This window comes from Kribbella italica, from assembly GCF_014205135.1.
Classification (GTDB): Bacteria; Actinomycetota; Actinomycetes; order Propionibacteriales; family Kribbellaceae; genus Kribbella; species Kribbella italica.
This window is the reverse complement of sequence record NZ_JACHMY010000001.1, coordinates 1,565,251-1,577,634: the sequence shown is the minus strand read 5'-3', so window position 1 is coordinate 1,577,634 and position 12,384 is coordinate 1,565,251. Positions and strand designations below refer to the sequence as shown.

Sequence of the window (12,384 nt, the reverse complement as noted above, 5' to 3'; positions counted from 1 at the left end):
CCGACCGGGTCAACGTGCCGATCGGCCGCTAGTCCTTGGGTCGGTCCTTGTCCTTCGACGGCTGCACGCGCTTGGGCTCGCCGGGCATCTTCGGGTATTCCGGCGGGTACGGCAGATCCGCCTCGCCGTGGTCCCGCTCGTGCTTGGCCGACAGCTCCAGCAGCGAGTCCAGCGAGAACGCCTGCTCACCGACCGCCGCATGCAGATCCCCGACCTCGGCGAACCGCGCCGGCATCGTCAGCACGTCGAAGTCGTCCGGTACGACGTCCTCCAGCTCCTCCCACCGCAGCGGCGCCGACACCCGGGCTCGCGCGTTCGGACGCACCGAGTACGCCGAGGCGATCGTCCGGTCCCGCGCCATCTGGTTGTAGTCGATGAAGATCCGCTCGCCGCGCTCTTCCTTCCACCAGTTCACCGTGACCTGGTCCGGCAGCCGCTTCGACAGCTCCCGCCCGAGCGCGATCACCGCCCGCCGCGCCTGGATGAAATCCCACCGCGGCTCGATCGGCACGTACACGTGCAGCCCGCGGCCGCCCGACGTCTTCGGGAAACCTTCCAAACCGTGCTCGGCCAGTAGTTCGCGCAGCGCCGGAGCCACGGCGACCGCGCTCTTGAAGTCCGTCCCCGGCTGCGGGTCCAGGTCGATCCGCAGCTGGTCCGGCGAGTCCAGCTCAGGACGTCGTACCGGCCAGGGGTGAAAGGTCAGCGTGCCCAGGTTCGCCGCCCAGGCGACGACCGCGAGCTCGGTCGGGCAGACCTCGTCGGCGGGCCGCCCGCTCGGGAACTTGATCGTCGCCGTCTCGACCCATTCGGGCGCGCCCTTGGCGACCCGCTTCTGGTAGAACGCGTCGCCCTTGTTGTCCATCCGCGTCGACAGCTTCGCGCCCTCGAACCAGCCGCCCGGCCAGCGCTCCAGCGTGGTCGGCCGGTCCCGGAGCGCGCCGAGGATGCCGTCGCCAACCGCGACGAAGTACTTAACGATGTCCAGCTTGGTCAGCCCCCGGTCCGCGAAGTACGGCTTGTCGGGATTGCTCACCCGGACCGTCCGTCCAGCCACCTCGAGCTCGATTGCCTTCGTCGCCGCCATGCCGCGACGCTACCGCCCGGCACGGACCAGAAGTGGGCGCGACCACCAGGAAAAGCGAACTTTTCCCAACCCCTGGCCACCCTAGGTGACCGGGCGGTAACGTTCCAGCACCTCGTTCCTGGGGCGTGAGGCCCCCGGGACACTCTTGAAGGAGCACGAGGATGAACAGATCCGCCCTGCTCGCCGCTGCCACCGCAGTCGCGACCGCCACCGCCCTGGGCCTGGGCACCGGGACCGCCACCGGCGCCCCGCAGGCCGAACCCGGCCCGTCTCCCGCCGCCGCGGCCGCTCGGGTCAAGGCCGCGATCGGCCAGAACCTCGGCACGCTGAAGGCCACCGGCGCCGACGCGTTCGCCGTCCGCGACGTGATCGTCGACGCCGACGGCACCAGCCACGTCCGGATGGACCGCAGCATCGGCGGCCTGAAGGTGCTTGGCGGCGACGTCGTGGTGCACCAGGCCAAGGACGGTGCCTGGAAGGACGCCAGCCTGACCCTGACCCGGTCGGCGAACGTCGACCGGACGCCGAAGATCTCGCTCGCCGGTGCCACCGCCAAGGCACTGACCGGCGGGATACTGTCCCGAGGGATGAAGGCCGAGGGCAAACCGTCCCTGGTGATCGAGGCCCGCAAGGGCGCGCCCCGCCTGGCGTACCTGGTCACGACCGGCGGCACCCAGGCCGACGGGACGCCGAGCCACCTCACCACGACCGTGGACGCGCTGACCGGCGCCAAGCTCGTCAGCGAGCAGCACATCCACACCGCGGGCGGCGACGGCAAGAGCCTGTACTCCGGCACGGTCGGGATCGACACCACCCCGGCCACCGGCGGCTTCACGCTGACCGACCCGGCCCGCGGCAACGGCTACACCGCCGACGCGAACAACAAGACCGACTCGATCCTGTGCCAGCTGTTCGGCCTGGGCTGCCCGGTGCCGACCCGCTTCACCGACGCGGACAACCACTGGGGCACCGGCGTCAACACCGACCGGGCCTCGGCCGCCGTCGACGCGCACTACGGCGCGGCGAAGACGTTCGACTACTTCAAGCTGATCCACGGCCGGAACGGCATCTTCAACGACGGCAAGGGTGTCCCGAGCCGCGTGCACTACGGCACGAACTACGTGAACGCCTTCTGGGACGGCAAGCAGATGACGTACGGCGACGGCGACGGCGTGGTGGCCGGCCCGCTGGTCTCGATCGACGTCGCCGGGCACGAGATGTCCCACGGCGTCACCACCGCGACCGCGAACCTCACGTACTCCGGCGAGTCCGGCGGCCTGAACGAGGCCACCAGCGACATCTTCGGCACGCTGGTCGAGTTCTCCGCGAACAACACCGCCGACCCGGGCGACTACTACATCGGCGAGGAGATCCTCAAGGACCGCCCGGCGCTGCGGTACATGGACAAGCCGAGCAAGGACGGCCAGTCCAAGGACTGCTGGTACTCCGGCATCGGCAACATCGACGTGCACTACTCCTCGGGCGTCGCGAACCACTTCGCCTACCTGCTCGCCGAGGGCACCGGGCCCAAGACGTTCGGCGGACTGCCGCACGACTCGACCACCTGCAACGGCACCACGCTGCAGGGCATCGGCAAGGACAAGGTCGGCAAGATCTGGTACCGGGCGCTGACGACCTACATGACCACCGGTACGACGTACGCGCAGGCCCGGACCGCGACGCTGAACGCGGCCACCGACCTGTACGGCGCCTCGAGCCCGGAGCGCACCGCCGTCGCCGCGGCCTGGTCCGGGGTGAGCGTCAACTGATCGCCGACAGCAACCAAGCCGCGACCTCGTCGTAGCCGGCTGCTCGTTGTACTTGATCACCGGCCCTGTCCCACTGGGGCGGGCAGGGCCGGTGATCAAACGTTTTGTCCATTGCCGCGCCGCGGACCCCGGACTTACCGTCGATCCATGGGTGGGGAACCCGGCGTACGGTCGAGCCTTCGCGAGGCGCGGCCGCTGCTGCTCGTCGTCGACCGTGATCCGTTGCGGCTGGACCGGATCGAGAACGAGCTCGAACGCAGCTTCGGCGTCGACTTCAGAGTGCGCGGCGAGCTGACGGCCGCCGCCGCGCTGCACTGCCTGGACCTGGCGCACGAGCTCGAGCAGCGGGTGGCCGTCGTACTGGTCGATCACGAGCTGCCGGACGACGAGCGGGCCGCCGTCCTGGCCACGGCGCGCGAGGCGCACCCCGACGCGCGCCGCGCGCTGACGATCCCGTGGGGTGCGTGGGCCGAGCGGACCACGGCCGCGGCGATCCTGGCCGCGATGTCGAAGGGCGACATCAACTACTACGTGCTGAAGCCGTGGATCGGGCACGACGAGCTGTTCCACCGCACGGTCGCGGAGTTCGTCCAGGAGTGGTCGCGCAACGAGGTCGCGAACCTGCGCGAGGTGGTCGTGGTCGCCGACGAGCGGTCCGCGCGCGGGCACGCGATCCAGGCGCTGCTCGGACGCAACGGGATCCCGAGCGCGTTCCGCGCGACCGGGACCGCGAACGCGGACCTCGTGCTGGCCGAGATCGGTGAGCCCGATCCCGGCGACGGCGTCGTGGTGTGGATGCCCGCGATCGGCGGGACCGTGCTGCACGATCCGACCGACGTGGAGATCGCCGAGGCGTGGGGCGTTTCGACGACGCTGGACGACGAGCAGCGCGACTTCGACGTCCTGGTGATCGGCGGCGGGCCGGCCGGGCTGGCGACGGCGGTCTACGCGTCGTCCGAAGGGCTGCGCACGCTGGTCGTCGAGCGGGAGGCGATCGGCGGTCAGGCCGGGACGAGCTCGTTGATCCGCAACTACCTCGGGTTCTCCCGCGGGATCAGCGGGTCGGAACTCGCGCAGCGCGGGTACCAGCAGGCGTGGGTGTTCGGGGCGCACTTCGCGCTGATGCGGGAGGTCGTGAAACTCGATGCTCTGGACAACGTCTTCACCGCCGAGATCGAGGGAGTCGGCGAGGTGTCGGCCAAGGCGGTGGTGCTGGCGAGCGGCGTGTCGTACCGGCGGCTCGGCGTACCGGCCCTGGAAGCGCTGACCGGAGCCGGGGTGTACTACGGCGCCAGTGTTTCCGAGGCGCACGGGCTGACCGGGCTGGACGCGTGTGTGGTGGGCGGCGGCAACTCGGCCGGGCAGGCCGTCATCCATCTGGCCCGGTACTGCCGTCAGGTGACGCTGGTGGTTCGCGGGCCGGAGCTGTCGGCCACCATGTCGCAGTACCTGATCGATGTGATCGACGCGGCGCCCAACATCGCCGTCCGGGCGTCCAGCGAGGTCGTCGACGGCGGCGGCGACGGGCGGCTGGAGCAGGTCACCTTGCGCGATCGCGACACCGGCGCGGAGGAGGTGCTCGCCGCCGACGGGTTGTTCGTGATGATCGGCGCGGAACCGCGGACCGGATGGCTGCCGGCCGCGGTCGGACGGGACGACCACGGGTTCGTCGCCGCAGGCGCGGACGCGATCGCGTCGGGGTTGTGGAACTCGTCGCGGACGCCGCAGCCGTACGAGTCGACGGTCCCGGGACTGTTCGCGGTCGGTGATGTGCGGTGCGGGTCGGTGAAGCGGGTCGCGTCTGCGGTCGGCGAGGGTTCGGTCGTCGTGTCGCAGGTCCACGAGCACCTCAAGGCCGTGCGCATCGCCGAGCAGGCCGCCTCCGATGGCTGACGCTCCCCCGACCCCACCCCGCTTCATGTACTCCGTAGCGATGGTCGTGTTGACGGCTGCCGCCCTGCTGGTGCCGCTCGTCGCGCTCTTCCTGCTGCTGCGGGCACCGAGGCTGGACGTGCACTGGGAGCATCACCCGTCGCACTTCTGGCTGGTGCTGCTGACCGCCGCGCTGAGCGCCGTACTGGCTCAGGCGATGGGTTCGGCCGCGTTGCGGCGTGGAGATCCCCGGGTGCTGCTGGTGTCGCTGGCGTTCCTGGCGGCGGCCGGGTTCCTCGCGTTGCACGCGCTGGCGACGCCGGGCGTGCTGCTCAGTACGCCGAACGCCGGGTTCGTGCTCGCGACGCCGGTCGGGGTCGCGGCCGGATCGGTGGGCGCGGTGCTGTCGAGCCTGCGGTTCGAGGGCGAGCGGTCGGTCGCGTGGATGCGGCGCGGCCGGCGGATCCGGGCCGGGCTGCTGGTGCTGATGGCGCTGTGGGCCGTTGCCTCGGTCACCCAACTTCCGCCGCTGCACGACACCGCCGTACCGGAAGTTGCCGACGGCATCCTCACCGCGCTCGCCGTACCGACCGTCCTGCTGTACGGCGTCGCGGCCGCGCGCTACCTGCGGATGTGGTCCGCGCGGCCGTCGCTGATGCTGCTCTCCCTGGTGTCGGCGTTCGTGCTGCTGGCCGAGGCGATGCTCGCGCTGGTCTTCGCGCGGAACTGGGCGCTGTCGTGGTGGGAGTGGCACCTGCTGCTGCTCGCCGCGTTCGTGCTGGTCGTGGCCGGCGTACGGATCCAGTGGTACGAGGAGCGCTTCTCCGACCTGTACGTCGCCGGCACCGTGGCCGGGCGGCGCGAACTGTCCGTATTGTTCGCGGACCTGATGCGGTTCACCACGTTCTCCGAGCAGCACGAGCCGGACGAGGTGACCGCGATGCTGAACACGTACTTCGAGGTCGTCGTCCCGCCGGTCGTCGGGCGGCACGGCGGCGAGGTGGACCGAATTATCGGCGACGCGCTGATGGTCACCTTCAACAAGCGCGGCGACCAGCCCGACCACGCCCGGCTGGCGGCCGCGGCCGGGCTCGCCTTGCAGGTGGCGGCCGAGAAGGTGCGCGCCGAGCACCCGGACTGGCCGCGGTTCCGGGTCGGGATCAACACGGGCATCGCGTCGGTCAGCCTGCTGGGCACGGAGGGTGGCCGGACGCACACGGTGATCGGCGACACCGTCAACGTGGCCAGCCGGATCGAGGGCAAGGCGCCCGGCGGCGGCGTCGCGATCGGGCCCGCGACGAAGGCGCTGCTGCCCGATGCGGTGACCGAGTCGCTCGGGCCGATCAGCCTGAAGGGCAAGGCCGAGCCGCTCGAGGTCTATCGTTTGCTTGCCCTCGACCACTGACCGCCGGGTGCATGATCACCCTCGCGTTCCACGGCGTACCAGCTGTTCACGTGTTGGGCCTTGGCGAGGTCCGTTACGGGTGTGAGAATCCGCCACATGTCTGCCCAGAACCGATCACGGCGCCGCCTGGGCGCCCTCGTGGTCACATCGTCTCTCGTCCTGACCGGAGTGGTCGCCGTCGCGGCCGCCCCGGCCCAGGCCGCCTCCTCCACCGTGGTCATCACCGAGGTGTACGGCGGTGGCGGCAACTCCGGCGCGTCGTACACGAACGACTTCGTCGAGCTGACCAACAACAGCAGCGCCCCGGTCGACCTGACCGGCTGGTCGATCCAGTACGCGGCGGCCGCCGGAACCTCCTGGGCGAACAAGATCACGCTGTCCGGCTCGATCGCGCCCGGTGGTGTCTACGTCGCGCAGGGCGCGTCCGGCGGGGCCAACGGCCAGCCGATGCCCGCGCCCGACGCGACCGGCACCGTGAACATGTCCGCGGCGTCCGGCAAGGTCGCGCTCGTGAACTCGGTGACGTCCCTGGCGTGCGCGACGGGCTGCGCCACCGCGCCCGGCGTGATCGACTTCGTCGGGTACGGCGCCGCCAACGACTTCGAGACGGCCGCGGCGCCCGGGCTGTCGAACACCACGTCGGCGACCCGCAAGGACCCGGCGAAGGACGCCGACAACAACTCCTCGGAGTTCGAGTCCGCGAACCCGTCGCCGAAGACGCTGACCTCCGCGCCGCCGGCCGAGGACCCGATCCCGGCGAAGATCCACGAGATCCAGGGCGCCGCGCACCTGTCGCCGCTGAACGGCAAGCTCGTTCGCGACGTCACCGGTGTGGTCACCGCCAGGAGCGGCAACGGGTTCTGGTTCCAGGACACCGCGCCGGACGACGACCCGGCGACCAGTGAGGGCCTGTTCGTCTTCACCAGCTCGGCGCCGAACGTGACCGTCGGCGACGAGGTCTCGGTCCAGGGCACGGTCGCCGAGTTCCGCCCGGGCGGATCGGGCGGCAGCGACAACCTGACCACCACCGAGCTGACCAACCCGGCCGTCACGATCATCAGGTCCGGTGCCGCGATCCCCGCACCGGCCATCGTCGGTCCGGGCGGGCGGGTTCCGCCGTCGACGGTGATCGACGACGACTCGAACGGCGACGTCGAGACGACCGGCACGTTCCAGCCGGCCACCGACGGGCTCGATTTCTGGGAGTCGCTCGAGGGCATGTGGCTCGGCATCGACAAGCCGCAGGTGACCGGGCCGACCAGCTCGTTCCGCGAGCTGTCGGTGGTTCCGGCCGGGTCCGGGCTGCGGACGGTCCGCGGCGGGATCCTGCTGCAGAAGAACGACAGCAACCCCGAGCGGGTGCTGCTGGACGACGTACTGGCTCCGGTGCCGGACGCGAAGACCGGTGACACGCTCGCAGGGACCGTGACCGGGGTCCTGGACTACGGGTTCGGCAACTTCAAGTTCCTGGTCACGCAGACGCCGACCGTCGTACCCGGTCCGCTGAAGCGCGAGAAGACCACGCCGTCGTCGCTCCTGCAGGTCTCGGTCGCGACGTTCAACGTGGAGAACCTCGACCCGTCCGACGGCGCCGCCAAGTTCGACGGCCTCGCCCAGGCGGTCGTGCACAACCTCGCGTCGCCGGACATCATCGGCCTCGAGGAGGTCCAGGACAACGACGGCGCGACCAACTCCGGGACGACCGCCGCGGACGTCACGCTGAACACGCTGGCCGCGGCGATCCGGAAGGCCGGCGGCCCGAAGTACGCCTGGCGGCAGATCGACCCGGTCGACGGCAAGGAAGGCGGCGAGCCGGGCGGCAACATCCGGGTCGCGTTCATGTACCGCACCGACCGGCCGGTCAAGTTCGTCGACCGCGCGGGCGGCGGCTCCACGGTGGGGACCACGATCACCACCGACCGGTTCGGCCGGCCGCACCTGAGCTCGTCGCCCGGTCGCGTCGACCCGGCCAACCCGGCCTGGGAGGCCACCCGGGTGCCGCTCGCGGGCGAGTTCACCTGGCTCGGCCAGTCGCTGTTCGTGGTGGTCAACCACTTCAGCTCCAAGGGCGGCGACGACCCGCTCTGGGGCCGGGTCCAGCCGCCGGTCCAGAGCTCGGCGCCGAAGCGGCACCAGCAGGCGCAGTCGGTGCGGACCTTCGTCGACCAGCTGCTGGCCAAGGACCGCGGCGCCAACGTGGTCGTGCTCGGCGACCTGAACGACTTCGACTTCAGCCGGACCACCGACATCCTGGTCGGCTCCGGCAAGACGTCGCTGATCGATCTGCCGCGCACGCTGCCCGCCAAGGAGCGGTACAGCTACGTGTTCGAGGGCAACAGCCAGATCCTCGACCAGATCCTGATGTCGCGGAACCTGCAGCCGGCGTCGTCGTACGACGTGGTGCACATGAACGCGGAGTTCCCCGACCAGATCTCCGACCACGACCCGCAGGTGGTGCGGCTGATCCCGCTGCCGTCCTGGTACCGGTGATTACGGGGCGCTGACACCAGGCCCCCGGACGGGGTTTCGCTTGCCCGGCCGCCGATAATGAAAAGGAGCCGGTTTCCCCCGGGGAACCGGCTCCTTGACCTGAGGAGGTACGGGCACCGTGACCGACGGCACCAAGCAGTACGCGATCGACAAGACCGACCAGGAGTGGCGCGCGCAGCTGTCCCCCGCGGAGTACCAGGTACTGCGCAAGGCCGGCACCGAGCGGCCGTACACCGGTGAGTACACCGACACCAAGACCGTCGGTGTGTACAAGTGCCGGGCGTGCGACGCGGAGCTGTTCCGCAGCGAGACCAAGTTCGACTCGCACTGCGGCTGGCCGTCGTTCTTCGCCCCACTCGCCGAGGAGCGCGTCGAGTACATCGAGGACACCGCCCTCGGCATGAAGCGGGTCGAGGTCCGCTGCGCCAACTGCGGCTCCCACCTCGGCCACGTCTTCGAGGGCGAGGGCTACGGCACGCCGACGGACCTGCGCTACTGCATCAACTCGATCAGCCTGACGCTGGCCGAGGCCTGAGGTTGCCATCGGTCCGCCGGGGTACCGGCGGGCCATGGCAATCGTGCAGAGTGAAGGTTTCGCCCATGTCCGGCTGACGGTCACCGACATCGTCCGGTCGAAGGCGTTCTACGACCAGGTGTTCGGCTGGCCGGTGGCGGCGGACGAGTCCGCCGCGGTGAACGAGCCGGGGGTTCGCGACGATCCGGCCCGGTTGTACGGCGGGTGCGTGTACCAGACGCCGCAGGGTGCGCTGTTCGGGTTGCGCCCGGTCGGCGCGGAGGAGTTCGACGCCGACCGCACCGGGCTGGACCACCTGAGCTTCGGCGTCTCGTCGCGCGCGGACCTGGAGAAGGCGGCGACGGCTCTGGACGAGGCCGGCATCCCGCGCGGCGAGGTCACCGACCTGACCGAGATGGGCGCCGCCATCCTGTCGTTCCAGGACCCGGACGACATCAACATCGAACTCAGCGCCCAGCTCTGACCCCGGTAGGGCGTTCGTAGGTCGTCAGCCGGAACCGGCCTTGCCCGCCGAGAGCGGCCCTCCCCTCCCCCTCAGATCGGGGTGGCGAGGGCTACGGGGTTGCCGTCGGGGTCGAAGGCGTAGGCCTGGCGTTCACCCCAGGGCATGTTGGCCGGTTCCTGGACGATCGTGTAGCCGGCGGCGCGCAGGGACTCGACCTGGGTCTCGACGTTGTCGACGTACACGAACAGCTCGAAGCGCGGCGCCGTGCCGACGGTGATGCCGAGCTGGGCCTCGGGCCAGTTGGTGTCGGCCAGGCCGAGTGACGACTCGCCGCGTTCGAGGCCGACGTAGTGCGGGTCGCCCTCGAGCGGGAACTGGTAGGTCTGCTCGTAGCCCAGCAGCGCGTAGAAGTCGACCGCGCGGCGGACGTTGCCGACGTACAGGACGGGAAAGGCCTTGCGTTCCATGTCAGGCGAGGTTCGCGACCAGCTCGCCGAGCTCGGTTCGCTTGCCGGTGTAGAACGGGACTTCCTCACGCACGTGCCGCCGGGCCGTCGACGCGCGCAGGTCGCGCATCAGGTCGACCATCCGGTGCAGTTCGTCGGCCTCGAAGGCCAGGATCCACTCGTAGTCCCCGAGCGCGAACGACGCGACCGTGTTGGCCCGTACGTCGGCGTACCCGCGCGCCATCTTGCCGTGCTCGGCGAGCATGTGGCGACGCTCCTCGTCGGGCAGCAGGTACCACTCGTACGACCGGACGAACGGATACACGCAGATGTACCCACGCGCCTCCTCGTCGGCCAGGAACGCCGGGATGTGGCTCTTGTTGAACTCCGCCGGCCGGTGCAGCGCGAGCTGCGACCAGATCGGCGCCAGGTGCCGCCCGAGCCGCGACCGGCGCAGCGCGTGGTACGCCGTCTGCAGCACGTCCGACGTCGGCGCGTGCCACCAGACCATGAAGTCGGCGTCCGCGCGGAGGCCCTCCACGTCGTACCAGCCGCGGATCACCACGTCGTCGGCCGCCAGCTTGCCGACCAGCTCGGTCAGCTCGGCGGCCAGCTCGGCGCGATCGGCGTCACCGAGCGGCGTCTCCACCTTGAAGACCGACCACATCGTGTAGCGGATCACGTTGTTCAGCTCGCGGGCCTTCGGCTTCGCGGGCGTGCTGCTCTCGGGCTGGTTCGCGTCGGTCACGAACCCATTGTCGCCAATGCGTCCAGGTGAGCCCGCACCCGGGTTGCCGCCCGGCCCCCCGAGGCGACGCACGCCGCGATCCCGACACCTCTGTACGCCGCACCGCACACCGCCAGCCCCGGCTCCCCGGCGACGGCCGCTTCCACGCGGTCGACCCGGTCGAGATGGCCCACGGCGTACTGCGGAAGACCGCCGCCCCAGCGACTCACGAGCGCCCCGACGACCGGCGCGCCGAGCCCGACCGCCTTGCGCAGATCGGCGGCCGCGAGCGCGGTCAACTCCTCGTCGGACCGCTGCAGCACGTACTCCTCACCGAGCCGCCCCACCGAGCACCGCAGTACAGCGAGCTCACCACCGGCCTCGGACGACCACTGCCACTTGGCGTGCGAGTAGGTCGCCGCCTTGATCGTGCGGCCCTCGTCGGACGGCACGAGAAAGCCGGATCCGCTCGCCTGATCGGGCCAATCGGCCTTCCGCACCGCGAGCGTGACGATCGCCATACTCGCGTACTGGATAGCGGACAGCTCGGTCGACGCCGCAGGCACCAACCCAGCCAACATCCGCGCCGCGGGCGAGGCCGGCGTGGCAACGATCACAGCATCAGCGTGAAAGAACCGCGGCGCGGGGACGGGACCGGCCTCTAGTTCGTACACCAGCCGGTCCCCGGCCCCGCCGGGCGTTCCCGAGGTCCCGCTCGCGCTCCCGGACGACACGGCCGTGCCAGCGGCGCCGTGGGTGCCGGTTCCGCCCGGCGTCCCCGTCCCGGACGAGGCGGCGGCGGCGGCGCTTGTGGTGGTGCGCGTGATTCGGCGGACTGGTGCCGAGCGGTGGATCTCGACGCCTCGGGCGATCAGGTCGGCTTCGAGTGCTGTGATGAGGCGGTTGATGCCGCCGCGGAGGCCGGCGAAGACCGGCTTGCCGTCGGCCGCGCGTCGCTGGCTGGTCGCCCTCAATTCAGCCGTTGCCGCCAGCAAGCTCGGGGCGGTCTTCAGCTTCGCGTACAGCTCCGGCACCGCGGCCGCGATCGAGATCTCCTCCGCGCGCCCGGCGTACACCCCGCCGAGCAGCGGATCGATCAGCTTGTTCGTCACCGCCGGGCCCATCCGGTCGGCGACGTACCGCCCGATCGCGACGTCCTCCGTCAGCGCAGGCTCCGGCAGGCCCTTCTCCTCGGCAACCCGCGCGGCCGCTTCCTCGCCGAGTACGTCGACGGTCTCGGCCGGATCCACCGGAACCCCCATCACCGTCGGCGGAATCGCCCGGATCCGGTCCCCGACCCACAACCCCGCCGAGGTCGTTGCCGGATGCACCAGTTCGTCCGCCAGCCCGACCGCCCGAATCAGGTCCACCCCCTCCGGCCGCCGAGCCAGCACCGACTCCGCCCCCAGGTCGACCGGCACCCCTTCGAGCACATCCCCCGCGAGCTTCCCACCCAACCGAGGCGAGGACTCCAGCACGATCACCCGCGGCGGATTCGCCCCACTCACCAACGCATGAGCCGCCGCCAGCCCACTGACCCCACCACCAACAACAACCACCACCCGAGCATCCACAGCTTCATCTTCACCCACCCGGCAATCCCACCAA

Annotated in this window: 10 protein-coding genes; 6 read left to right on the top strand and 4 right to left on the bottom strand. The window is 70.6% G+C overall.

Features of this window, described 5'->3' with window-relative positions; translation table 11 throughout:
• Window positions 1-28: 28 nt before the first annotated feature.
• Window positions 29-1,087 carry a non-homologous end-joining DNA ligase gene (ligD, locus tag HDA39_RS07350; RefSeq protein ID WP_184794476.1) on the bottom strand — a complete coding sequence of 353 codons (1,059 nt, stop codon included), beginning with the start codon at window positions 1,085-1,087 and terminating at the stop codon, window positions 29-31.
• A 161-nt stretch (window positions 1,088-1,248) separates the two neighbouring features.
• On the opposite strand from ligD, the gene HDA39_RS07345 reads away from it, so the two are divergent.
• The 6 genes from HDA39_RS07345 to HDA39_RS07320 all read left to right on the top strand — a co-directional run bounded on the left by HDA39_RS07345 (window position 1,249) and on the right by HDA39_RS07320 (window position 9,621).
• The gene (locus HDA39_RS07345; protein ID WP_184794475.1) at window positions 1,249-2,856 is read left to right on the top strand and encodes a M4 family metallopeptidase; all 1,608 of its coding nucleotides are present in this window, start codon (window positions 1,249-1,251) and stop codon (window positions 2,854-2,856) included.
• A 147-nt stretch (window positions 2,857-3,003) separates the two neighbouring features.
• The gene (locus HDA39_RS07340; protein ID WP_184794474.1) at window positions 3,004-4,749 is read left to right on the top strand and encodes an NAD(P)/FAD-dependent oxidoreductase; all 1,746 of its coding nucleotides are present in this window, start codon (window positions 3,004-3,006) and stop codon (window positions 4,747-4,749) included.
• Complete coding sequence (locus HDA39_RS07335; RefSeq protein WP_184794473.1) at window positions 4,742-6,133, top strand: adenylate/guanylate cyclase domain-containing protein; 1,392 nt, start codon at window positions 4,742-4,744, stop codon at window positions 6,131-6,133. The genes HDA39_RS07340 and HDA39_RS07335 overlap by 8 nt, the downstream gene beginning before the upstream one ends.
• Before the next feature lie 96 nt (window positions 6,134-6,229).
• Window positions 6,230-8,623, top strand: a complete 2,394-nt coding sequence (locus HDA39_RS07330; RefSeq protein WP_184794472.1) for a lamin tail domain-containing protein — start codon at window positions 6,230-6,232, stop codon at window positions 8,621-8,623.
• A 118-nt stretch (window positions 8,624-8,741) separates the two neighbouring features.
• Window positions 8,742-9,158 carry a peptide-methionine (R)-S-oxide reductase MsrB gene (gene msrB / locus HDA39_RS07325; RefSeq protein WP_184794471.1) on the top strand — a complete coding sequence of 139 codons (417 nt, stop codon included), beginning with the start codon at window positions 8,742-8,744 and terminating at the stop codon, window positions 9,156-9,158.
• Between the two features lie 34 nt (window positions 9,159-9,192).
• Complete coding sequence (locus HDA39_RS07320) at window positions 9,193-9,621, top strand: VOC family protein (RefSeq protein WP_184794470.1); 429 nt, start codon at window positions 9,193-9,195, stop codon at window positions 9,619-9,621.
• A 71-nt stretch (window positions 9,622-9,692) separates the two neighbouring features.
• On the opposite strand, the gene HDA39_RS07315 is transcribed toward HDA39_RS07320, so the two are convergent.
• From HDA39_RS07315 to HDA39_RS43635, 3 genes are read right to left on the bottom strand one after another with little or no spacing between them, the layout of a single operon-like run.
• The gene (locus HDA39_RS07315; protein ID WP_184794469.1) at window positions 9,693-10,070 is read right to left on the bottom strand and encodes a VOC family protein; all 378 of its coding nucleotides are present in this window, start codon (window positions 10,068-10,070) and stop codon (window positions 9,693-9,695) included.
• Between the two features lies 1 nt (window position 10,071).
• Window positions 10,072-10,797, bottom strand: a complete 726-nt coding sequence (gene hemQ / locus HDA39_RS07310; RefSeq protein ID WP_184794468.1) for a hydrogen peroxide-dependent heme synthase — start codon at window positions 10,795-10,797, stop codon at window positions 10,072-10,074.
• Window positions 10,794-12,368, bottom strand: a complete 1,575-nt coding sequence (locus HDA39_RS43635) for a protoporphyrinogen/coproporphyrinogen oxidase (protein WP_337925662.1) — start codon at window positions 12,366-12,368, stop codon at window positions 10,794-10,796. Before HDA39_RS43635 ends, hemQ begins: the two co-directional genes overlap by 4 nt.
• Window positions 12,369-12,384: the final 16 nt, after the last annotated feature.